Source organism: Gilvimarinus sp. 1_MG-2023, assembly GCF_030548285.1.
This window is the reverse complement of the sequence record NZ_JAUOSC010000005.1, coordinates 67,958-90,937: the sequence shown is the minus strand read 5'-3', so window position 1 is coordinate 90,937 and position 22,980 is coordinate 67,958. Positions and strand designations below refer to the sequence as shown.

The 22,980-nt window shown below is 51.6% G+C and carries 25 protein-coding genes and 3 tRNA genes; 4 read left to right on the top strand and 24 right to left on the bottom strand.

From position 1 onward, the window contains the following. Positions 1-10: 10 nt before the first annotated feature. The 6 genes from Q4563_RS08275 to Q4563_RS08250 form a co-directional block, all read right to left on the bottom strand. Complete coding sequence (locus Q4563_RS08275) at positions 11-853, bottom strand: DUF4892 domain-containing protein (protein WP_303604237.1); 843 nt, start codon at positions 851-853, stop codon at positions 11-13. A gap of 85 nt (positions 854-938) precedes the next feature. Then, the gene (locus Q4563_RS08270; RefSeq protein ID WP_215975479.1) at positions 939-1,793 is read right to left on the bottom strand and encodes an alpha/beta fold hydrolase; all 855 of its coding nucleotides are present in this window, start codon (positions 1,791-1,793) and stop codon (positions 939-941) included. A 75-nt stretch (positions 1,794-1,868) separates the two neighbouring features. After that, on the bottom strand, positions 1,869-2,324 hold the full coding sequence (gene sixA / locus Q4563_RS08265; protein ID WP_303604236.1) for a phosphohistidine phosphatase SixA: 456 nt from the start codon (positions 2,322-2,324) through the stop codon (positions 1,869-1,871). A 5-nt stretch (positions 2,325-2,329) separates the two neighbouring features. After that, complete coding sequence (locus Q4563_RS08260) at positions 2,330-2,713, bottom strand: DUF4389 domain-containing protein (RefSeq protein ID WP_215975477.1); 384 nt, start codon at positions 2,711-2,713, stop codon at positions 2,330-2,332. After that, positions 2,703-3,731: an NAD(P)H-dependent glycerol-3-phosphate dehydrogenase gene (locus tag Q4563_RS08255; protein WP_215975476.1), complete on the bottom strand. Its 1,029-nt coding sequence runs from the start codon at positions 3,729-3,731 to the stop codon at positions 2,703-2,705. Before Q4563_RS08255 ends, Q4563_RS08260 begins: the two co-directional genes overlap by 11 nt. A gap of 581 nt (positions 3,732-4,312) precedes the next feature. Further along, positions 4,313-4,813: a flavin reductase family protein gene (locus tag Q4563_RS08250; protein ID WP_215975475.1), complete on the bottom strand. Its 501-nt coding sequence runs from the start codon at positions 4,811-4,813 to the stop codon at positions 4,313-4,315. 235 nt (positions 4,814-5,048) lie between these two features. Between Q4563_RS08250 and Q4563_RS08245 the strand changes: the two genes are divergently transcribed. The 3 genes from Q4563_RS08245 to Q4563_RS08235 all read left to right on the top strand — a co-directional run bounded on the left by Q4563_RS08245 (position 5,049) and on the right by Q4563_RS08235 (position 5,412). Continuing rightward, a tRNA-Pro gene (locus Q4563_RS08245) sits at positions 5,049-5,125 on the top strand. A 17-nt stretch (positions 5,126-5,142) separates the two neighbouring features. Further along, positions 5,143-5,219, top strand: a tRNA-Arg gene (locus Q4563_RS08240). Positions 5,220-5,336: 117 nt separating this feature from the next. Then, positions 5,337-5,412, top strand: a tRNA-His gene (locus Q4563_RS08235). A 228-nt stretch (positions 5,413-5,640) separates the two neighbouring features. Here the strand turns inward: Q4563_RS08235 and Q4563_RS08230 are convergent. Then, positions 5,641-5,874: a hypothetical protein gene (locus Q4563_RS08230; RefSeq protein ID WP_303604235.1), complete on the bottom strand. Its 234-nt coding sequence runs from the start codon at positions 5,872-5,874 to the stop codon at positions 5,641-5,643. Between the two features lie 170 nt (positions 5,875-6,044). On the opposite strand from Q4563_RS08230, the gene Q4563_RS08225 reads away from it, so the two are divergent. Beyond that, positions 6,045-6,407, top strand: a complete 363-nt coding sequence (locus Q4563_RS08225) for a hypothetical protein (protein WP_303604234.1) — start codon at positions 6,045-6,047, stop codon at positions 6,405-6,407. A 1-nt stretch (position 6,408) separates the two neighbouring features. Here the strand turns inward: Q4563_RS08225 and Q4563_RS08220 are convergent, their stop codons facing one another. From Q4563_RS08220 to Q4563_RS08140, 17 genes are all read right to left on the bottom strand, one after another. Beyond that, entirely contained in the window at positions 6,409-6,642 is a 234-nt protein-coding gene (locus Q4563_RS08220) for a hypothetical protein (RefSeq protein WP_303604233.1), read from the bottom strand. Next, positions 6,642-8,543: a hypothetical protein gene (locus Q4563_RS08215; RefSeq protein WP_303604232.1), complete on the bottom strand. Its 1,902-nt coding sequence runs from the start codon at positions 8,541-8,543 to the stop codon at positions 6,642-6,644. Before Q4563_RS08215 ends, Q4563_RS08220 begins: the two co-directional genes overlap by 1 nt. After that, entirely contained in the window at positions 8,543-9,322 is a 780-nt protein-coding gene (locus Q4563_RS08210) for a hypothetical protein (protein ID WP_303604231.1), read from the bottom strand. The genes Q4563_RS08215 and Q4563_RS08210 overlap by 1 nt, the downstream gene beginning before the upstream one ends. Continuing rightward, entirely contained in the window at positions 9,322-10,308 is a 987-nt protein-coding gene (locus Q4563_RS08205; RefSeq protein WP_303604230.1) for a hypothetical protein, read from the bottom strand. Before Q4563_RS08205 ends, Q4563_RS08210 begins: the two co-directional genes overlap by 1 nt. Then, the gene (locus Q4563_RS08200; RefSeq protein ID WP_303604229.1) at positions 10,308-12,062 is read right to left on the bottom strand and encodes a hypothetical protein; all 1,755 of its coding nucleotides are present in this window, start codon (positions 12,060-12,062) and stop codon (positions 10,308-10,310) included. Before Q4563_RS08200 ends, Q4563_RS08205 begins: the two co-directional genes overlap by 1 nt. Before the next feature lie 18 nt (positions 12,063-12,080). Next, on the bottom strand, positions 12,081-12,500 hold the full coding sequence (locus tag Q4563_RS08195) for a hypothetical protein (protein ID WP_303604228.1): 420 nt from the start codon (positions 12,498-12,500) through the stop codon (positions 12,081-12,083). Positions 12,501-12,508: 8 nt separating this feature from the next. Beyond that, complete coding sequence (locus Q4563_RS08190; RefSeq protein WP_303604227.1) at positions 12,509-13,990, bottom strand: hypothetical protein; 1,482 nt, start codon at positions 13,988-13,990, stop codon at positions 12,509-12,511. Next, positions 13,987-14,376, bottom strand: coding sequence for a hypothetical protein (locus Q4563_RS08185; RefSeq protein ID WP_303604226.1), 390 nt, complete (start codon positions 14,374-14,376; stop codon positions 13,987-13,989). Before Q4563_RS08185 ends, Q4563_RS08190 begins: the two co-directional genes overlap by 4 nt. Before the next feature lie 2 nt (positions 14,377-14,378). Then, positions 14,379-17,822, bottom strand: coding sequence for a tape measure protein (locus tag Q4563_RS08180; RefSeq protein ID WP_303604225.1), 3,444 nt, complete (start codon positions 17,820-17,822; stop codon positions 14,379-14,381). An 89-nt stretch (positions 17,823-17,911) separates the two neighbouring features. Further along, positions 17,912-18,670, bottom strand: coding sequence for a hypothetical protein (locus Q4563_RS08175; RefSeq protein ID WP_303604224.1), 759 nt, complete (start codon positions 18,668-18,670; stop codon positions 17,912-17,914). A 9-nt stretch (positions 18,671-18,679) separates the two neighbouring features. Continuing rightward, positions 18,680-19,126 carry a phage protein Gp37 gene (locus Q4563_RS08170; protein ID WP_303604223.1) on the bottom strand — a complete coding sequence of 149 codons (447 nt, stop codon included), beginning with the start codon at positions 19,124-19,126 and terminating at the stop codon, positions 18,680-18,682. Next, positions 19,119-19,592, bottom strand: coding sequence for a phage virion morphogenesis protein (locus Q4563_RS08165; RefSeq protein ID WP_303604222.1), 474 nt, complete (start codon positions 19,590-19,592; stop codon positions 19,119-19,121). The genes Q4563_RS08170 and Q4563_RS08165 overlap by 8 nt, the downstream gene beginning before the upstream one ends. After that, positions 19,593-20,015, bottom strand: a complete 423-nt coding sequence (locus Q4563_RS08160; protein ID WP_303604221.1) for a gp436 family protein — start codon at positions 20,013-20,015, stop codon at positions 19,593-19,595. After that, a complete protein-coding gene (locus tag Q4563_RS08155; RefSeq protein WP_303604220.1) occupies positions 20,015-20,314 on the bottom strand; it encodes a hypothetical protein in 300 nt (99 codons plus the stop codon). Before Q4563_RS08155 ends, Q4563_RS08160 begins: the two co-directional genes overlap by 1 nt. Positions 20,315-20,391: 77 nt before the next feature. Beyond that, positions 20,392-21,321, bottom strand: coding sequence for a hypothetical protein (locus Q4563_RS08150; protein WP_303604219.1), 930 nt, complete (start codon positions 21,319-21,321; stop codon positions 20,392-20,394). Positions 21,322-21,358: 37 nt separating this feature from the next. Then, on the bottom strand, positions 21,359-21,733 hold the full coding sequence (locus Q4563_RS08145; protein ID WP_303604218.1) for a capsid cement protein: 375 nt from the start codon (positions 21,731-21,733) through the stop codon (positions 21,359-21,361). A gap of 36 nt (positions 21,734-21,769) precedes the next feature. Continuing rightward, positions 21,770-22,891, bottom strand: coding sequence for a phage protease (locus Q4563_RS08140; protein WP_303604217.1), 1,122 nt, complete (start codon positions 22,889-22,891; stop codon positions 21,770-21,772). Positions 22,892-22,980: the final 89 nt, after the last annotated feature.

The following is a 22,980-nucleotide window of genomic DNA, read 5'->3' as shown; positions in this document are numbered from 1 at the left end:
TTAGATCACCTTAGGGTGCACTTTCGGTAGGCAACAACACCACCTCGAGTCGCACCTGATCACTCCCCTTGCCCGCCGGGGCCAAACCACCGACGCCTTTCGCCAGCAGGCGATCTTTAGCTACACCCTGCGCCTGCAACGCCGTTTGCAGCAGCTGCGCCGCGTGCTGCGAGCGATTCAGTTGCTCGGCAAGTGGCAGACGCTCATGGTTATGCCCCACTAAGGCCACCACTAAGTGAGGCTCGCTGCCAAGTGCCTCGGCCAGAGCCTGCACATGATTAGGTGCCAGCTGGTAATCCTTCTGTCCAGACTCTGTGCGCAACCCGGCAAAAACCGTGAAGCCCTTTTGGGTTAATTGTCGCACCATGGTGGCAGGATTCGCCGCCGCCTGATAACGGCTAGCCTGATCACTCGCCAGCAACTCAACGTGCAAATACACGCGTTTATTGCCCCGCAGCACACTGTAAACCGTGACATACATACCGGCGAATTCGCTGGAGGTTAACTCGAAGGCGCCGTAATACTGGTGCTGATCCAACCCATACAGTTGCAAGACTTCAAAATGGTTAATGGCCCAACTGTTGGAATCGCCGCACTCGCGAGCCCGACAGGTGTACAGCTCGCGTACCGAGAGATTTTGCAATTGTTCGACCACAAAATGGTAGCCGCTCTCCGCGCTGTGATTTTCTGGTAGCTGGTAAGTTTTGCGATAAAGATCACCGCTTAACCGCTGTTCATCCACCCGCCACAGGCCGCCCACTTTTTTGTAATTCCCCAACGCAAGCACATAATCATTAACGGGCTTATGAGATGCAAACACCTGCCGCGCCTCGGGGAAATCTTGCAGAGGCACAGGCCAGATTTCTTTAGCTTGAACATAGGTACCAAAACAAAGACACAGTAATCCGCCAAGGGTTATTAAGCGGTATCGAGTCGCTTTATGTGAAAAATTCATTAACCAATTTTGCAACGTCGTCCACCTGATCTTCCAAATGTAAATGATGCCCGCCCGGCAGTTCAAACAGCTCTAGATGAGAGTAACCCTGCACTGCCTCTTTGTAGCCTGGGTAAAGTTTGGGCATGCCTTCTTCGGCCAAAATCACTCGGGTGGGAGACTCAATTGCACGAATAAACCCATCGATTTGCCCCCTGGTGAATTTAAACGATGAAGGAGCCAATAATCGCTGATCGGTACTCCAGCGATAACCGCCATCAACCGGCTGTACCCCTCGCTCGGTTAATGCTCTGGCAGCTCGATCACTTAGCGGAAACATGCCATTGATGCGCGCTTTCACCGCCGCCTCTAGGTCGGAAAAAAGTCTGAGTGGTTTATTCGCCAACTTGCGCGACTCGATAATGGAGTTGCGCAGTTGGTGCGGCGCATCAACCGAGGCCACAGGCTCTGGGAAAATTCCTTCAATTAACGCTAGCCTATCAATTCGCTCTGGAAATGCGGCCGCCACTAAGCTGGACACAATGGCTCCGCGAGAGTGGCCCAGCAAGGAGAAGCTCGTCCATCCCAGCTGATCTACCACTGCCATCACCTCGGCCACATCTTCCCAGATATTATAAGGGGCACTGCCGGGGCGATGAGCCGTTTGGCCGTGCCCGGCCATATCCAGGGCAACCACTCTAACACCTTGCAGCCTAGGCGCTAAACGGCAAAAGCTGGCGCTATTATCCAGCCAACCGTGCAGCGCCAAAACAGGCGCTGCATCGGGCTCGCCCCAACACTGGGCGGCCACGTGCAAGCCATCGACCTCAAGGGTAAGGGCATCAGCATCTGACGACATAGAACCATCCTCTTTAAACTTTCTAGGAGTGTAGACGAGCGATGAGAAAGGCGAACACTAGCTGTTCAAACAAGGCTATGCGTGCACCAACCAATTGAGCTTACCAAAATCAGCGGCAACAATCTCTAAACTCACGCAGGCCAAGCTGGCGGTATGCATAGGTGTGGGCTCTAGCTGGGCACACAACCTCTGCAGGAGATCCCCCACCAGCGGCTGATGGCTGACTATTAAAAGAGATGGCAATTGTGACTGGTAAAGACTCTCTATTAAGCGCGGCACTGATGCTTCAGGCACCAAATCATTCACAATAGCATCGGGCTCTGAGGAGCGTCCCAGACAGTTCGCCGCAATAGCAGCCGTTTGTCTGGCCCTGATGTAAGGACTACACCAGATAGGAACATCCGTTAAACACTGTTGTTGTTTTTCTATTACCCTGCGCACATCGGCGGCGCCCGAGGGCACTAGAGTGCGGCTGGCATCATCGACACGGTAGGGCTCTGCCTGCCCGTGTCGAAGTACAAACAAACGCATAAGAGCTACTGGCCGGTCTTGTCTTCAGGCTCTTCGGTAGGACTGGTTGACTCCACTTGAGGTGCAGGCTCGACCTTAACCTCACCAACCTCTTCCTCCACCACCACTGGCGCAGGTTCGGGCCAATCGGCAAATGGAAATGGCTTTTCTTCGGTGTTGTAAGTCAAAAAACGCAAAGCGGCATAAATAAATTGTGACAGTGAGTCCCCTAACTGACGGAGGTTACTATTGTCTTTGCCGGTAATCAGAGCAAAAACAAACTGCACAATGACCAAAATGGACATCACAATACCGGCCACATACAAAATAACCGAAAAAAGGATCATAAAGACCAAACGCATCCAATGATCAGCTGACAAAAGATTAGATTTTAGTTTTTCATTGTCCATGATTATTTCCTATAAATTCCACATCGTTACTTTGTTCACCCAACATCAGTTCATTCACGACATCTGCAATGGCCCGGCGCTCAAACAATACACTATAGAGGCCCGACGCTAACGGCATATAAACATCGAGTTGATCGGCTCTTTCTTTGACTTGCTGGAGAGTATTCACACCTTCGGCCACTTGGCCTAGCCCCGCCACGACTTCATCGAGAGGTTGTCCCTTGCCTAGAGAGTACCCGACCCGATAGTTCCTACTCAAGTCCGATGTGCAAGTTAATATCAAATCTCCCACCCCAGCCAATCCGAGAAAGGTCATTGGGTTGCCCCCCATCACCCCGGCAAAGCGCCCCATTTCAGCCAAAGACCGGGTCAGCAGCATGGCCTGTGTATTTTTCCCTGCCCCAAAGGCGGCGGCCATACCGCAGATAATGGCGTATATGTTTTTCAGCGCCCCAGCGAGCTCTACCCCCTCCCGGTCCTCATTGGCATAGACCCGGAACGTGGCCGAACTCAAGGTAGATTGAACTGTTTCGGTGGCGCGCTTGCTCTCACTGGCCACCACCGTCGCCGTGTGCTGACCCGCCACAATCTCTTTGGCGAAGTTGGGGCCGGAAATAACCCCGATATCGTGTCCGGGCAATTCTTCCAGCAAAATATCACTCATTAGATTAAAAGTACCCGGTTCAATCCCTTTAGCGGTACTGATCACCACAGCATCGGGTTTTAATAGCGGCTTAATTAACTGACAGACACGGCGAAAAGAATGACTAGGAATAGAGACAAACACCAAGTCCGTGGCAGCCATCACATGCTCTAAATCCGAACTTATCTGTAAACTCTCAGTCAGGGTAAAACCCGGTAAATAGCGGGTGTTTTCATGCTGCTGTCGACAAGCTTCAGCGTTTTGCGCATCGCGCATCCACAAATAGGTTTCATGCCCATTAAGAGCGATGATATTGGCAATGGCCGTACCAAAACTCCCACCGCCCAGCACTGCAACCTTTAACTGCTTGGTCATTCACTATCCACCTTAATCATTGTTGTTTCTACACCCTAACACTCATATTTATATAAAATAATGGCATGTCAGTATGAAGCCTTTATTTCCATTATCAGATGAGGTTAATTCGCAAACGACACTGTTACTTAATTAACCAAGTTGTAACCTTTTTGCACAAAAGCGAGAGGCTTTTTTTTTCCACACTTTCTGTGGATAACTTAGTGGATTAATTTTGGGAAACCCTATCTGAGCCCCGTAAATCCTAGCCAGCCGACAGATTGAACATTTTTTAACCTTATAAAATAAAACCTTTACTTTCAATTACTTACAAGAGCTTGCCAGTGTTTTATGACGTTTTCCTAAGGATTTGTCGCATTTCCACCACAAAATAATCTCAGATGTGCATAAAAAGTTAGTGAACATTAACCGCCAACTCGCCGTAGACACAAAACTTTCACACATCAAGCATATGAATGACACAAAAATGTCATCTTTGGAATAACAGCCTGGTCTCGCACAAACCGACATCATAGCTTTCGGATTTAAAACTCAAGCGGCTTTGACAAAGCCTCAGCTGGCGCATTTTAACGCCCGCCCGATTAAGCGTGGCTTAGTTTAGCGTAACCGCCATTATGGTAGACCAGTGGGTCGGTATGGCGCTCACTCACCAACACATCTTCGATCTTAGCAATAACGATATGATGCGTGCCGTAGCTCACGACTTTATCGGACTGGCAAAAGAACACGACCTCCGACTCGGTTAAATAGGGAACTGAATCCGGCCCCTCCAGCCAACTACCGACGCTAAAACGATCCTGCACCGGCTCAAACCCTGCGCATACATTTGAAATCTGTTGCTGCTGCTGAGACAACACATTGACCGCAAAGGTACACCCCAGCGTCTCTATGTGTCCCTGTAATGACACTTGCTTATTGATACATACCAGCAGTGACGGTGGATTATCTGACACGGAGGTAACCGAAGACACCGTCATCGCAAAGCGCTCATCGTGATTTACCCGGGTGGATAACACACTCACCCCTGAGGCCAGTCTGCGCATACCCTGCTTCATGGCTAAGCCAATATCTGTGTTGTGCATAATAACTCCCATTGAACAAGCCGCTATTTTGACGTTGTGCCCCAATAGAAACAAGCACGACCGGGCAAAACGACTGTATTGCAGGCAAATTGCACACGGTCAATACAAAATGGCGACCAGACAATCAATGCCAATAATTTATTTAATTCTATGGCTATTTTTCGTTGACGACCGGGGTAGTCGTAGGTATTATGCGCACCTCTCGAAACGTGGTCACCACGGCACGAGATGATATCGGAGTGTAGCGCAGCCTGGTAGCGCGTCTGCTTTGGGAGCAGAATGTCGGGGGTTCGAATCCCTCCACTCCGACCATTTTTAGTTCCAGCCATGCGCCCGTAGCTCAGCTGGATAGAGCATCCGCCTTCTAAGCGGATGGCCGCAGGTTCGAGTCCTGCCGGGCGTGCCATTTTAGCCCTTAGGTGCTTAGGCACGTCGCTAGGCTTGCAAGCGAACGCCTAAACCATTGCCCATGAGCCCTAGCGCCCATGAGCAAACGTCCCGACCGGGACAACACCGCTCAATGGTGGCTGTAGCTCAGTTGGTAGAGCCCTGGATTGTGATTCCAGTGGTCGCGGGTTCGATCCCCGTCAGCCACCCCATTTTTACTGGCCTGCGAGCCTGCCCCTATTCTGAATATCCAATTTTCCGAACATCATTCCGAAGATGATCCTCCTGTTGTGCGAAATGTCGTACATGCAAAATAGCTATTTTCCACAAGACAGATAGCCAGCAATTAACCACAATTACCGAACTGCCGCCCCAACCGGCGCCCTATGGATGGAAGCCAGGGATTTGCATTGGATTGCCGGGGCGGCAGCCACTTCCTCCTAGACTGCAGTCAACAACTCCCCTGCAACCGTTCTCAGCTCGCCCTTTTCGTTGGGTGGATTTACCCATTCACCATTGGACAGAAACCGCTCCTTAAAGCCGTTCATTCGCTCTGGTGGCCCATCTAGCGATTCAGACACATGCACTTGCTGATAAACATGCAGCACGTCTGGGCTTCCATTAGCGCGTAAGACCTTTTCAGACATCAACTTTTTTCTTTCGATTCGCTTCACAGCGTTATCCTCTTGCAATGGGTGGAGCCCCGATAGTGCCCCACTCATTAAGGCTTGGCAAATGCCCAGAACAAGTGCAATGACTTTGCTCTGGGGATACCCTGTGTATAAATTTCATACAGCCTTGATTACCAAAGACTTTAAGCAAAATCTTGAGTTATCATGTCAACATGAAATATCTGACTCTATTACTAACTTTTACTACCTGTGCTGTTTTCGCTGCCGAAAAACGCAATGAAGCTTGGTACCAGAATCAACACTGCAAGGGTGAACAGGAGCATGTTCTGGCCGATCGCACTCGGGTAGATTGCTTAACGGATACACACGCCATTGAATATGATTGGGGCAGGAAATGGAGTGAGGGTATTGGCCAGTCTCTCGGATATGCCTTTGAGACCAATAAGCGCGCCGGCATCGTGCTTATTCTGGAAGATAAAGGCGATTACAAGTACTGGATTAAGCTGAATAGTATTATCGATGGGTATAATCTGCCGATTGATACTTGGAAAATTGAAGCTTGGCAATACCGTTAATCTAAACCAACTCCAAATACTCCGTTAGCACCGGCGCTTCACCCACAATCCGCCCATCTTCAATCCACGCTTTGCCGTCCACTGCCACCGATGTGCCGGCAACACGGACACGCCCACCGTCTCGGGTTTCAGCGGTGCTGGTACCATCAGAATTAATCGCTTTGATCGTAGCGGTGTATCGAGTGCGCTGGGGTAGCAGTGCCTGAAAGCGCAGAAACTTGTTTACAGTAGTCATCAGTAATGGTGCCTCTCGAGCTTCAATGCCTGGGTAGCACGACTGCCACCGGGCTTGCTTACCTTCACCGTTGATTCCAGTACTAGGGCGCGCCAACTATTGGCAGCTTCGCGCATATCTCGGTATTCGACTAGGTGCCCAGGCAGTACAAGCCCGGGCGCGCCGCTGGTGGGGATGGGCAGCTCTACCGTGACAATCTCTTGGTTACCGGTTTGGCCCAAGATGGTCAGCCCCCTGCCCCGGCACTGGCTGGTAGATAGGTTCAGGTGATCATAAACATCAGCCGCAGGCTTATCGCCAGCGGTACCGGTGCGGCGAACCTCGACGGCCACACCATCGGTGATACCGGACACATAGACTGAATTGGCATCTACTTCAGGGTTCCAGCTCGAGGACAAGCTGGTTACCAGAGTGTCTGGAATGATCGCGCCCAACTCGGCTTCGTCCAGCGCCGCCCAGTTCCACGGTGCGCCCTTTTTGTATCGGTGCCGGGCAATCAGCTTGGATTGCTCCATATCGGGCTGCAGGAGGCCACCAGAAGCCTTTACCAGCTCGCTGATGACTTCCACTGGGGTTTTGCTCTCATAGCCCCAAGCGCCCGCAGGAATGGTGTAATCAGCAAGTGCCGGGTCCCATTCAAGAGTAAAGCCGGTCAAATCCAACACCGATTGCGCCACTTGCATCGCGTTCGTCTGGGTGTCCACCTGACGGGAAGACTTCGGCGAATACGGCTCTGCCAATAACTGGGTAACACTGGGGCCAGTTGCCCGCCATGTCTCTTTTGGAAATTTCTGCTCGCGGGTGTACTGATCCACCATAAAGCGCCAGGTGTGACCATTCACCGAGGCTTCAACCTCCACCGGCCCACTGGTACCCGGGCGAATTAAATCCATACTGGCGCTGTTCAAGATCCGCGCACTGAACTCCCACGCGAATGAGTCCACATCCAGAGTAATAGTCAAATCCTCAAACTCTAGCGGGGTTCCTTCAGGCAGTTTTTTAAGGCTCGATGCGTTCATAAATCGATAGCTCTTTTGGTAAACGGGTTGGTCTGGCGGGTCAACTGGATCCGGGTTAGGCTCCACGCCGTAATCCCAATCCACCTCTGTACCTTTACGCGGCTTGGTGTCCCAGGGGTGTTTGATTCGGATATCAGTAGGACGGTTTGAATCCCACCCCTGGTAATCGTGATTGGTATCCACCGGGCGTGTGGGCACTGATGGCGGCAAGAAATCTGGCTCCAGATTGAAATCCGTAACCAACCCACCCGGGGGCCGATACTCTTCCGCCAATTCAAAATCAACGCTCTGCCACTTTGCCGGCCTGTAATATGGCGATTGATCAATTGGGTCAAAGTATCGGGCGCTGTCATTGTGCGGACTGTCGGTGTCCACATCGTGCGCCGGCGGCACATTAAACGCAGAGCCGGTTCGATCATTAAAGCTAACGCCTGGCGAATCCCACGGCTGCGTGCTGCCATCATTTGCGGCATCTTTAACCGGCACAGCATCCCAATCGTTTGGCGTTTCTCCGAGCTCTAACGGCGTAGCATCACCCCAACGTTGCGGCGTGTGCCGGTCGTCTCGCTTCTGGGTAGAATCCCAGAGCTGCGGGCTTTGGTCGTAGTGTTGATTGACCGCGTTACCCGCCCTCAGAACTCGCATAATCTCGCGCTGTGCAGCCGAAGCAAAACCCTGCCCCTTTCTTGCTCTTAGTGTTTTACTTGCTGCTATAACCGTTAACGAGCTGGAGACCATAATCGCCGGCGGCACTGGGTAAACTGGTCCAACGTATTGCAGTAATTCAAAATCGACGGAGAGCGGATCCACCGGCACCCAATAGGCGCCGCCATCTAAATCAAAATCTATGGCCAGTGCGTTGGCTGGCTGCTGATAGCTCATTAGATCGGCTCAGAATTCGGCGTCACTGGGCCGTGCACAAGTGGCCGATAAAATGGCGTTGGCATAACCGAGGCGGTACCGACGGTCTGAGCGTTTTCGGTATCAGTACTCCATACGGGCTCAGAGGCCGGCAATACACCATCGGCTGTTACTTCATAGACCAAACCATTTGGAGTTGTCGGGTGAATACGATCGCCCTCGGCAACGCTGGCACTTGCAGTAAATGGCTGCCCGTAATCATCAAAGGCGACCACAAACACATCACCCTCAAAGCCACCCTGCAGCTCTAGCTCATAACTACCATCTAACTCACTGCTGACCGTACTACCCAATGTGCGAGACTCATCAACACTGGCGCCTGCCGTTGTGTGAGTCACCGAGTCATAAGAAAATGCTCGCAAAACTCGTTTTACAGGTTCGCCAGCCACCCTCAACTGCCCTGCAACTTTGCTGTTGATTGTCTGATCAACTGTACCGAAGGCGACATCAAAGCTAACAGTCATCGGGTCGGTAACCTCGACACCGTACTTGTAATAAAGTGAGTTGTCGCCGCTAAGGCCGTGCGCGATAAGATCCACGATTTCGCCCACTCGGGAGCGCAGATCGATTCGGGCTCCCTGACTCCCAGCGGCGCATATGCCGGCACCAATGGTGGTACCTGAGACCGGACTCTTTGCAATGACGAACTGCTGTCCGGGGCTCGGCAAATTAGTCCCTAACGGCTGATACAGGTAGGCATTAGGACTAATTGCACCAATATACTGATACGTTTGAATCATCAAAAAACCCAGTCCGCAGAGTCAGTCGACATAAAGAGGTTGATACCTACCGCAATACAATAAAAGACCTTGCCATCAACCGTTAACGGATCGTCGATAGTGTTTGCGCCGTCAGTTTCGGTAGAAAAGTTGATCTCGAAAAAATCATAAGCTTCTAACGACGATGCCGAAGGAGTACGGAAACAGCCACGCAAGACACCAACGTCAACCCACTGGCTGGTAGAGCCCCCTGTCAGATCGGAGGTGCAGCCAACAGAAACTTTACTCATGGGAATGTAGGGGAATGCTGGGCCACCAGATGTCAAAATTCCCCCCAAGTCAGCATTCCCGTCGAAAAAGCCAGCCCCGTCTCTTATCGACGTTGAGTCTGAAGATGGAGACCCGTCGTGCCTCATTAGCGTCGTCCCTTGCCGGTAGCGCATCCAGTTTCTATCTGTGGCCGACCCCGTTGTTATCCTACCAACCAGCGCTACTGGTAGCTCAAACGCAACCGATGCTGGTGTAGCCAGTGTCCCAATGTAGCCCCAGGGCTGATTAAAACTTCTGGCCCCGTATGCTGTATCGGACACTGAGCAAGATCTATATATAAGCGTATGGCTCGCATCATCGTAAAGCGCCAACCAACGCCCCCAGTAGAATGTTGAACTATCGTCGACCTTTTGAAGGTTTGTTGACGAACCGCTTTGCCTGTCGCCACTTTGTGGGTGAGTAAGCGACCCATCAGGAAAACCGGCATCAGCCAGGCCGACTGTAAAGTCTGAGCTTCCCTCGTTATCCATCCAAAAAACAAAGTCGGAGTCCGGACGCTCGAAAATGATTCGCCCGTCTGTCGTGGTGGCCGTTCCGCGTCGTGTCGTATCATGGACGATAGTCCAGCCCTGATCGATCAACACATGCTCCAGCAGCGCTTGCAACGATTGCCCGGCAGGCTGAGCTGACAGGTTCGGCACGCCGGCATCATCATATTTATAAACTGTAATCGCCATCAGTCAGCATCCCCCCGGTTTTGCGTTGCGAAAGAATCTTCATTTTCAGTGGCCGGCCCCGACAAAATAGTTCGAGCAACCCAAAATGGCGCTTGCGCACCATCGGTGTTAAATCGAACCACATTGCCTGCACTCCAGCCCGAACCCCACCCCTCTTGGCGAATCGTAAAGTACGGCGCACCAGTGGCAGGGTTGGCAATCAGCACGTCGCTGGACGTTGAACCGGTACCGATAACACCCACGGTTTCGCCTACTACCTGAAAGCTAGTGGAACTAATGAAGCGGATATGCCACCGCTCCTGAATCGATCCCTGATTAGTAATTTCGATTGGATACGCCACGTTGTTGTACTTTGCCGTAGTGTCATCGCCGATGCGCTCATCAGACCATTCGCCTGTCCAGCTCGCCTGGTGAAAAAGGTTATACACTCGGGCACGTAGGTCCCCATGCAAAACTGCTGATGAAAGTATGGCTTCGCCGGCGGGATACTCTTGAGAGAGCGGCGCATTAAAACCGACCTGACCAGACACCTGCACATCGGTTAAAAGCACCATGTCTTCAACGCGATCAAATACGGTAAGTGGAGTAGTCACCGAGTCACCGCCGGCGGTTTCCAGCGTTAGCGGATCCGACCAGGTTAATTCGCCGGCAGCGCGGTCAAGGCTGTATTGGGTAGGGTCCAGCGTTTCACCGTTTGCGCCCTTAACCCAAACTTCCGCTTGGTGATCGCGCGTAAAATCAAGTGTGGCGCCCGCTGTAGGGCTCGCGATTTCAGTTTCCATTGTGTGACTAAATACACCCACATAACCCGGTAAAAATACAGGTACACGGCCGTCACTCGGCAAGCGTGTTGGGTCTAGGCCAATTAAGTCAGGATCAAGCGGCAAGTATTTGTAGGCTACGGCCGAATACTTAACTGTGTCGGGAAAGACCGGCTCTGCCCACTCTATCCAGACCGTGCCTGTTTCAGTGTCGACATAACCATAATCAATTTTGGCATGGGTTATAGCACCACTTTCATCCGCAAAAGCAGTAATCTCCTCATGCTCTGCCGTTGTCGCATTGATGATTAGCGAACCTTGACGAAGTGGAGAGCCTGCTGTTCGGAATATCGTTGCATTTGTGGGGCGCATCCCCATCCATGTCAGGCACGACAACAATTCAATATCGGCGGTTAAATCTGCCCCTTCTGGCCACTCATTCAGTGTGACCGTAGCGGTACCATAATCGATGCTCCCCACATTGGTACCAGCACCAGTTGCAGCGTTCCAATCAGTGATTATCGAACCATTTTTATCTATGTATTGCTTACCCGCAAACTCAAAAGAAACGGATCCAGGGATAATGGGCAGCGAGCGAACAGGCAATAGGCCAATTTGAAGAGTATCCACATCAACACTGTTGCTATCACTGGCCGTTAAGTCTGAAGCCAACGTGTAGCTAACTTCAATATCATCGTTCGTATACTCTTCCAGAGTGCTTGCAGGCGTCTTCCATGGCGAGTAATAAAATGAAGTTGAACCTACCGGCCCGTGCCAAACCGGCGAGTCTGGTAATTCACTTCTCTCTGTTACTCTGTATGAATAGGTTTCACGCAAGTCAAAAGTTATCTCGCCAGTCGCGTAATTAACGCTACCCACTACCTCGCCATTTCGTACCAGGTTACCGTTTCCGTCGTCAGTGGCGACAGCCTCTTCGGTATAAACTTCTCTCTGCGTACTGGTATCGGGGTCAAGCTCTGTTTGTACTGTCATAATTTCATTCCCCTTAGTTTATGCGCTGCTCACCGCGCCGACACCCCACACAAAATGTTCGTGTTTTAGGTATTCTCTAAAGCGCTTCATATTGCATGAAATCCGGACAGACCCGGGCTTAATCGCCCCGCCTGTTAGGGTTTCAGTGATTGATGACTGAACTGGCGTAATAGTTACGCTCTGACGGTTCGGACCATTAAACTGATCAAAGTCAACGCTATAACTATTATTTTCCGGCGCCGGCGCATCACTTGGTCTAACCAGGGCAACACCACGGGAATAATTTACCGTTCCGTTTCCGTCCCCGGAAAGAACGCCATTCGCATCTGTTAAAGTGTCATCATCAAAAGTAATTGTCACTGATCCCTCTACAGCGTTTCGACCGCTAAGGTGGTCCGTGTCGTCTCGCTGAATCATTAATTTGTAATCGCCAGCCATACTGCCCCCTAGATTGTGCCGGTGAATGGAACTTTAAAATAAGCTTGTGGTGATGCCACACTGCCGTCTTCAATCTCAGCAGAAAGCGCATCACCCCAGCTGTAAATTATTTGGGTGTCGACATCAGGCAAACCAGCCAAGGTGACTTCAATCGTTCCCGTCTCAAAGTTGATACGCCCCACTCCATCGCCGGTTAAAACGCCGTTGCCGCTGTCAGTTATGGTTGCCCAACGCCCAAGCGCTCGATATTCGATGACCAAGGTGCCAGGGGCAGGAATTGGAGCCAGCTGATGCACCCATGTTAGAGAGCGATTTTGCTGGCTAACGGTATTTGCCAGTGTATAAGCCTGCTGAAATAGCGCCGCGCCTGGAGTGAACGTCAAAGTGATTGGGTTGCTGTGTTGAGAGCCACTGTATTTAATCCGCACAACCCCCTCGGCATAATCTACTGTTGAGGCTTCAACTAAATTTGAGCCAGAAGTGTGATTTAAAATCCCGCCTTCATCTGTGTAGTTACCGTTTGATCCGGCAATGGTTAAACTGCCCGGAACAATAGCGCGGCCACAGTAGTAAACGGCGTAGCCGTCCGGATCCACGCTCACATCATCAGCATCGATTGTAATCGTGTTATTAGAAGCGGGGATCACCGGAAGGCGACCGGGACCAGCTTGTCGGTCAGTCAAAGCATTTTCGCTCTGTGCGCTGGGTACCAAATTGTTGTAAACGGTCTCCACGCTCGCGGTTTGATCTCCGGGCGAAGCCGTAGCAGATAATTTCTTAGCACCGTAATAGCGGGCCGCGTCCGCCACTTGTGTGCGCAGCGTCTTAGCTTTTCGTTGTTGCTTCCCGGTTGGACGCGGTTCGGAGCCAGAGAAATCTCGCTGCAGCTGTGACGCTAGCGAAATGTTCAAGGTCTGCAACTCAAAATCAACATAGGCGTTATTCACCCACTCAGTGAAGGTTTCTCGCCCCACTTCTACTTCAGTAACACGCACATATTGTTCGGCAACGTCATTGCCGTTTTCGTCCACTTCTACCAGGCAATAGGTTTCACCTTGCTCCGGAGGCGCTGCATCTAAGCGCTGAAGGCAGGCAATAGCGCGCTGACCTTCCAGTTGATCCCCCCACAACCAAAAGCGCGCCTCTGTCGCCTTCGTCAAATAGCTTTCCAGCTTGTTTTGGGCATCCTCTCGCCTGTCGGTATGGCTTCCGGTTTGGAACAGGGAAACACCCACACGCGGGTCAAGAGGCTGGCGCAGCAAGATTGAATGCGAGCCAAGCAAAGTATCTTGGTTAGCACTACGCACCGACAAAAACAGTTTCCGCATATTCACGCGGCCGTAAACCCGATCAAGCCGGCTAATATCAGGCATGGTGTTATTCACTGCGCCATCTTCTACTACATTGCCACTCATGCGCCCGCCACCGTCATCGGTATCAGCCATCACTTGCGACTCGGCAAGCACTATTTGTTCATTGGTTATCGTCATTCGGTGGTCACCTCAATAAATGCCAAGTTGATGGTGTAGTTGTGTTCAGAGCCAGGGTTCGCCAGCCGGGTCACCTCTTTTGCGCTAAAGCCGTCCGGACGCTTAAACGCAACGGTGTAGTCAGTGCCCCAAAAGCTCAGGGTTAGATTCGCGGCGCTGTTGTACAAAGCTTGAAGCTGCAGCACAACAGAGCGCATCACCCAAGAGCCCTGCCCGCTTTGTAAATTAATAGGACGGCCAGCCAGCTTTACGCCTTGCTGTACGATCAGATTGCCTGCAATCGAGTATTCTTGCTGTTGCTCAATATCCGACCAATCAAACTCGTTCACCCACTGGATATCACCGGGTAATTCGATAGTGGTAGTGCCATCGGTTAATGAAATCATTGCTAGGTTACTCTCCGGCCAAAGCGTGAAAGTGTGTCAAGAAGCGCATCGGGGTTATCTGTATCGACGGTAACTTCTTGCCCAGTAGCTTGATCCTCAAGAATTACGCGCGTAATGCTTTCAAGCTTAGTGGTTGGGCTGCTGCTCTCTGACTTGTCAGCTTTCGCCTGCTCCTCTGCCCGTTGCTGAGAAGCGGCCAGATCAGCCGCGGCATCCGCTTTGCTTTGTTCTGCAGCCGTTTGCTCTGCACTTATCTGATCGAGTTTGACCTGATAAATCTCTTGCGCAATTTTTAAAGCAGCCTGGGCGTTTGCAATGGCTTCTTGATCGCCAGATTGCCGGGCCTGCTCAAGCTGTTCTTCTAGCTGACGAACGCGACTTTCGTAATTAAGCCGTTCCACTTCAGCTTGCTGCCCTTGTAGTTGTGCAAGCTCTGCCTGCAAGCTATTCAGAGTGTCTTCGGTGGAATCCCTGAAACTCTCCATTTGCTGCTCAGCATCGCGAATGGCTTGGCGTAAATATGCTAAATCCTGCTCACCTAGCAGACTGGTAGAATTCAGAGCCCCCCGCGCTTGCTGGGCAAACTCAGCAGCTGAGATCGAGTTATCTTCAAACTGATTTTTCAGTTGTTCCAGAGCGATCTTTTGCTCTGCATATTCTTTGCGCACGTAAGCTGCATCACGAGCCACTTCACGCATAAAGTTGGAAACACCAGTGAAGTCACCCGCAGACAGTGTGCGAAGCTTTTCAATAGCTTTATTCGCATCGTTGATTTCTTGCTCAAGCTCGGCAAATTCACCGGTCATCTTCTGCGCGCCGGTATCAATACCACGCAACTTATCGAAGGCCGCTTCTGCTGCAGGGCCTAAGCTGGAAACTGTAGAACGTATCGCCTGATAGATTTTGTTGACAGCTGCGGCACCGCCTCCTGTAGCCTCTGCCTGCTGCTCTTGGCGCTTTAATGATTCGGTAACACCATCAACACTACTTTCGACGGCGGCATTACCTTGAATCTGGCTAGTAGCTGATTGACTCGCTTCTTCGCGTAACTGTTGAGACTTTTGGCGTATTTGATCAACAAGGGCACCAACCTGCCCTGAGCTGATCACACCAGCCTCACCGAGCTTTTCAATAGCGCTGATTGTCGCCTCTACCTCTTCACTCGAATCGAGGCTTTCGAGCGTTTGCAATAAACCCGCCCGCAGGATTTTATTCACTTCTTCGGAAGACTTACCGGAATGCTGCAAGGCACTGGCCAGATCGCTGAATGAACTGATAGCCTTCTGGCTTTCTTCGTCCACCCCTTGAAGTACTTCGCCTATATCAACACCAGCTTTTTTGGCAGCGGCAACCAGCTGGCCTTCCAAGAGCGTTTGCAGAAACTTCAACCGGTTAGCGGTTTTATCTGAGCCTTCTTGCACACGCTTAAACTCAGCGGCAATAGCTTCACCAAAAGCGGTGTACTGTTCATCGCTCAAAGACGCAAGGTATTCACCCAGGCCAGCTGATAATTGGCTCCGAGTGGCTTCACCTTCTAACGCGAGATTTTCAATGGCGATAGATAATGCTGTAATACCTTGGTCGCCACTCTGACGGGCCTTTTCACCCATGGCCTCGATGGCCTCAGCCAAAGATTTACCTTCATTGCGAGTATCCCTGAAAGACTCAAGTAACTGCCGGTGAATTTGATTTAGAGCCTCTTGCTCAGCGCGGGCCTCTTTGGCCGCCTCAGCTTGTGCACGCTGGGCTTTCTCAGCATCAGTTAATGCATCAGTAGCTAGACGCCATTTCCCTGTATATTCATCGATTTTGGCTGAGCCGTCTTTCTGAGCCTGAATAATCTCATCAAGTGATGTAACAGACCGACCCGTCTCATCATTGAATTTTTTGATTGCAGCTGCTGCTTTTGCTTGGGTGTCGGCATTGGCGCGCTGTGACTTTGCTAATTCGTTTTGAGCAGATCGCATTTGCCCGTAAGCAGAAATCACCTTTTGCACAGCCCCCACTAGCAATACATAGGGGACCGCTCTCAAAGCATTAGCTAACAGCCTAGTTTGAACCGTTGCGGCCTTAGTGCCAGAGACAAGTGATGTGCCGATAGTGAACGCAAGGCTTTTAAAGCCGGTAACCGTATCTGCAATCTTCAGAGCTAAGTAGGCTTTGCCTAGCGTACCGATTGCACCGATATTATCTTTAATTGCCAATACGACGCTTTTGGTGGCTTCGGCAATGGTCACAAAGCCGTCACTAATCGATTTAGCCAGCTCTCCCAGCCTGCCGTCTTCGCGCATAGCTTTGACGGTATCAAGCAAACTGCTCAGCTGATCTTTTGCATAATCCAGAGCACCAGCCTGGGCTATCTCATTTAGAAATAACGCCCATTCATCTTTAAGATTTGATATATAACCTGAAAGCAGCGACATATTGGCAGCAGCCGCGCCAGTGCTTTGCCGCCCCATCTCATCAATCAAGGCTTTGATGGTGTCACGGCCAAGTGCGCCAGCAGAGGAAAGTTCTTGCAGTTCAGCCGTATTTTTACCGGTGACCTCTTCCAGCAACTCCCAAACCGGCACACCGCGTTCGATCAGCTGCAGGATCTCTTCACCTTGTAGCTTTTGCTTTGCCCAGGCTTGCCCCAAAGCCAAAGAGATACCGCGCACCCCTTCATAGCCTTTGCCAAGCTTTGCAGCCTGATCAACGATGGATTGCATAGAACCGTTTAAAGGGTCTAGGCCAAAGTTTTTCAGGGTGGTAAATGTTTCAGTAACTTGCTCAAGTTGTAATGGTGTATCGCTGGTAAAGTCTTTGATCCACTCTGTGGCTTTCTGGCCTTCCTGCAGAGACCCCATGGTCGCAGTCATTTGCTTTTCGAGCTTTTCAAACCGATCACCGGTGGCAAGCATTTCGCGCAACTTACCAGTGATGGTGCCAATACCGACGGCAGCGGCTGCCAGGCCCAATAATCGCTTAGTAAGTGAGCCAATGGAGGTGCCCGCTTTCTGACTGTTGCCCTCTACGTCCCTGAGCTCTTTATTGTTTTTATTGATAGCACTGCGCGCGGAATCAATGGGTTTACCGGCGGCATCGTAGCGCTGGCCTAACTTCTGCGCAGACTTACCTGCTTTGTCGGTAGCCTTAGCTGATTCACTACCGGATTTGGCTATTTCGTCCAATGCTTTCTCAGACTTACCAAGAGCACTGGCCGTATCCGTTGCACTTTGATCTGTTTTATCCAGTGACTGCTTTAAATCATCTACACCCTTTCCAGCATCGCCTACTTTCTTGCCCGCTTTGTCAGCACTCTTGCCCAGGTCTTCGACCGATTTGGACGCATCCACGCTCGTTTCATCCACACCCTCGAGGTCAGAGCGGAATTTACGCAGCGTGTCACCGGCTAAATTCTTAGCCTTAATAACAATATTGAGAACAGAATCTTTCAGTGCCATGGATTCATCCGATCAAAAAAAAGGGCACCGCGTTGGGTGCCCTGAGCCCGCTATCGCGGTATTTGCCAAGCCGTCACCGAGGAGAGCAGTTACGCGGCCTGTACAATTTTCATGTACTTGGATAGACCTGTACCGGTCACATTCGGATCACTGATCACATCAAAGCTGATGGGTATCTCTGCGAATTCAGAATTCAAGAAGCCAAGCCCGCTGGTTGGGCTGATCTTCACGCGGTGGTTAATCACAGCAACAGGTTTACCATTTTGCGCATCGTTCAAGCCATCAAAGTGCAACTTATACTCTTGGCCTGACTCCACCAGCGCTTCGACAATTGCACCAGCCGCTTTGGTGTACGAAATCTTCACGCCGGTGTTGTCGATCGAGCCTGTACCGATCACAACAATACCGGTGCTCGAAATTGTGTAGTCAGTGTCCTGAACCAGTGCACCATCCGCCGTAGTCACCACTGTGATGTCTTCAGAGTGATCCGCAGGGAAGTCAAACGGGATTAATTCACCGTCAACACCAGCGCAGCTGTGAGCCTCTTCAGTCACCGCACCCGCTGTCACGGCCGTAACCGAGCCACGCAAGGCTTTCGCCAAGTTTTCGGGGGTGTAATCCACCAGTGTCATACTGCCCGTGAACGAGCTGATAGAGCTCTGTACGTTGGCGTTACCGCCGCCGGGTGTCATAAAGTTGCGCTGCTCTTGCTTCTCTTCATCAAAAGCGTATTCAAGGGTGGACACGTTACCGATGTTGATCAGGCCTGTGTTCGAGCCAATCAGCTCAAGGTAAACAACGCCGACACCGATAAACGACATCTCTTTGTGAACTACGGAAATAGGCATGATTGGCTCCTAAAGGTTTCCGGTAATGGTTTGGTTCCAGGTCACTGCCCACATGGCAATGCCGCTGCGCTCAGTTTCACCGCTGTAAATGTTCTGAGCACTGATGCTGTTATCCAGCACCGCTTGGTAGTCGTCACTATTCCACCGGTTTCGATAAATAACACTGATAAGTTTTTCCACAACATCAATGGCTGACTGTGCTCGATCTGCCCCATACTGGTCACTGCAGATAACCACGGCAAAAACAGCAACTGTGTGCTGCTTACGTTTTCCCATGGCATTTATCTTGGTTTCCAGAATGTCCTCTACTGCCACACGTACCGCGCGCGGTGCCCGGGCAATGTGTCGAATTTCATCTTCGGTAAAGCGCCCGGGGTGGGTTTCAACATCGGTGGCTAGTTCAGCCAGTTGGTTTTTTAGTTCAGCCGTTACATCGGCCAAAAAATCATTAATCATCGATAATTTCCTCTGCCCAAAGGGAGGTTTCGCGCTCAATCTTGCGGATGACGCGCGGGCCAAAGCCCAGGAACTGGCGAGCGGGGATCACGACCGATTTTTTATAAACCCACTTGTCGCCAATTTTGAATTTCAGAAAGCGACCTTTGCGCGGCTTGATGGTTGCGCCGAAGTTGTGGACAGCGGCGTACTTCACATTGGTACCCACGGTGGCTTCTTCGTCGCTGGCCTCCATGTGAACCGAGTTTTGCATTCTCCTGGTATCTATCAGCGGCTTGCCCTTACGGTGGGTAATAGGTGCCCACTGATTGCCGAACGGATCCATGCTCCGGCGAAAATTCATCATGGTATCTGTATGGGTAGCCCGGCCGGTTCGCTCCATTAATGCCTTGGTTTTGCCAAAGCGCATGGCTTTATCGATCAGGGCATTAACATCCTTGGCGTCTAGCTCAAAGCTAATGCTCACCTAGAAGCCTCGCAGCGAGTCCATGGTGAACACGCGGTCGGCATCAGTCTTAATAACTTCCACGCCGCCACCTGAATTGCTGCTGGAGGCGCTGGGGTCTTTGAGGGAGGCACGACCATTGGCTATGTCGCGAAGGGTGGCCACAGCCTGTTTATAGCGATTCTCGACCTCTTCCAGTGGGCGTTCATCGTAAAGCCGGTAACGGGCGATATCAGCGCACAGACGCTTCAACAGATCCGGTGCCGGGCTCATAGGTACCGAATACCGACTGCCCACATACGCATCGATTTCGTTGCTGGCATCATTCAGTGCAACGTTCACGACATCAGCATCAATCTCACCATCGCGATCACGGTCAGCGATACGGATTAACTCCGCATCACCAAACCGTGATTGCAAGTCTTGCTGGGTGCAATAAGGCATTACTTCTTATCGCCCTGCTCTGCCTTGGCTTTTGCATCAGCTTCGGCTTTCGCTTTGGCTTCCGCCTCTGCTTTCAGCTTGGCCTCTTCGTCAGCCTTCGCTTTTTCGGCAGCGGCTTTTTTCTCCGCTTCGATTTTGGCATCAGCTTCGGCTTTCGCATTAGGGTTATGCTTGGTAATGGCGTGTGACTTCAGCAATGGTTCTGCCTCGCCATCGGTCAGGTTAATAGTTTTGGTGTAGCGCTTGCCGTTGTGGAGCACTGCATTCAAGCAATGATATTGTTTTCTGGCTGTGGCCATGGGTACTCTCCTGGGTATTAGAGTGGGATAAAAAAGCCCCTAGTCATTTAAAGTGACCGAGGCTTTTTTGGGGAGGCTTAGCTTGCGGCGATTACGTTCTCTAAAAAGTAACCGGCATCCGATGACACAACTTTCTCTTCGACCATTTCACCAACGCGAACGCGAGTGCCGCCCTCTAAACCAATATCTGGATCAATACGGTTACCGGACACGCGGGTCTTGAATTGCGCTGTCCAACCGAACGTCAAGCCACGATTTGGCCGCGCCTGCGGGTTCAGGTAGGTTAACGCGCAATGGTTTTTCCAAATGTCAGCCAGCGACATGTCCTGGCCTTTGTTTGCTGTATTGTGCTTAGCGCGGCCGATCAAAATACGCTCTAGCTCTAGCAGCTCACGCAAGAATGACAGTGGCACCAAGCCGCTATCGCCTAAGGTGCCGTTAAACGCTTTAACTACGGCCGCATTACGTCGCAGAGCCAACGCGCTAGCGCCGCTTAATGTCATCGTGTTAGGGCGCACAATGCAGCTCTCTAACGCATCAGTGATCTGCTCAATCGGGTCACTGTCCGCATGAGTCCACTGGTCAGAGCCGCTGATCGTGTCTTTGTTCTCATAGTTCGCTTTTGCGTGAACAATATTGGCAACACGAATCTCGCGGCCCAACATGATCTGATCGGTCAGCCACTCGGTTGAATCGCTCAGCGGGTCATAATCGGTATTAGCGGCGGCATCAATGTCAGACTGCGGAATAGGATCTTCCAATCCGTAATCGCGGATCATGCCGCTGGCTTCGTCCGCGCCCATCTCTACTTCATTCACCTTGCCTTTACGGCCTACCGAGGCATCGTTAGCGGTAAAACGATCCTTCTTATTGAATACCGTGTATTTGTACTCGCGCGCGCCTACTTGTACGCGAGGCAGCGCCAGATCAGCAATGTACTCCGCATTGGTGTAGGCAATCGCAATCGCTGTGCGGATCTGATCTGTTTTAAATGGTGCATTAGCCATGGTGTTGTTCTCCGGTTTAAATTTTATCGCTCAGCGCTTACGCGGTTGCGGGGTTAATGCCAGGGGCAAGCATGATGCTGAAAATGTCGTCAGCTTCAGCCGCTGAGGTCAAAGCAAAACCTGCAGTGCAACCTGCAGAGCTACCTACTGGAACTGCCCGGCCACTAGAGTCAGCGGTAACCCAAGTGCCAGCGCTTACCGCGGCACCAGCACGCACCTCGGTAGGGCCCACCAAGATCACGTCACAACTGCCGTTATCTTGGGTGCCAATTTGAGTGGTAACACCCATCAAGGTGTCAGTTGACGCTGAGCCTGCAGCCACCTGGCCATCAGCAGCGCCCGGCTTAACCAGCAAATAGCCGGCAACAGCAGTGGGCGCCTGGAATGATTTAATCAATAAGTCTGTACGCATGGTTGTTACTCCAACAGAGTGAGTGAGCGCCCGCCGTTAGTCGGCTTGCTGTTGTTTGGTGACGTGTGCCACGGCCTCGGAAGCCGATACCACAATGCCCTTGCCCGCCTGCTCTTCGCGGTAGTTAACCGCTAGCTTGGCAATTGCGCCGGCATCGGTTGGGGCCGCTGGCTCGTCATCGTCCTTGGCGCGTTCAGTGGTATCCACGCGGGACTCCAGGCCTTCCAAGAATTCAAACAGCAGATCACGCCCGGCTGTTTTTTTGTCTTCATCTCCCTCCTTGAACTCAACCACTGAGTCATCAGCCAAAGAACAGGCAAACTCGGTGATGCGCTCTTTCTCGGCTGGCAGCACTTTGCCGGCTTTGACCAAGGCATCAACTTTCGCAACTACGCCGGCGCGGCGCTGGGTGGCCTCGGTGGCAGCAAGGGTGCTTTCACGCTCGCTGAAGCTGGTTTCTTGAGCGGCAATTTTCGCTTCACGCGCTTTCAGGTCTTTTTCGCGCTGTTCAAGCTCTTCTTTGGTCATGGTGGTGTCTCCAGTGGGTTCGCTAAAATCGGGGGCAGGCTCGGCATCACGGGCCATCTGACGGCGCACGGAATCCTCCAAGTCCTGAATGGCGTAATCCGAAATCACAGCATCGGCTTCGTCCTTACTGAACTTATCGATGATGAATTCGCGCAGCTTGCGAAACATGCCAGCTATGGATTGAGTATCCCAAGCCTCGGTAAACTCCACTACGCCCTCTTCTACTTCGCTGAACTCCAGCGGCTTCAAGCCCTTAACCGCTGGGGGCTGGGCACCTAGAAAGGCAACGTGGCGCAAGTAGTAACCGCCGGGCGCTGGGTTGTTGGGGGCGTCTGACCCGTAAAAGCTGGCACTGATCTTCTTAAACCGGCCCTTGCTCACCATTTCGGCAAAGTCTTCATCTACCTGATGCGGGGTTGCATCAAGGCCGCGTTCCTCCGAAAATGCCAAACTAGATATCCAGCCGTAAGCCGGTAAATTGTCTTTGGGGTGGCCTACGGTGATAGGGGCTTCGTGTAACGCGGGGTCGTAGGCATCCACCGAGGCCTGTAAATCAGCCTCGCTAAAGCTCAAAGTGGCGCCGCCGGCGCTGGTGTGGGTACCTGCTCTAAATATGTTGATGCGCTTCATGTTCGCCCGCTTTTCCGGTTAAAACTATCAATGGTGATGTTTTACCGAAGGCGGAAGGGATAAACACTGATAAAAAATGCCGGGAAACT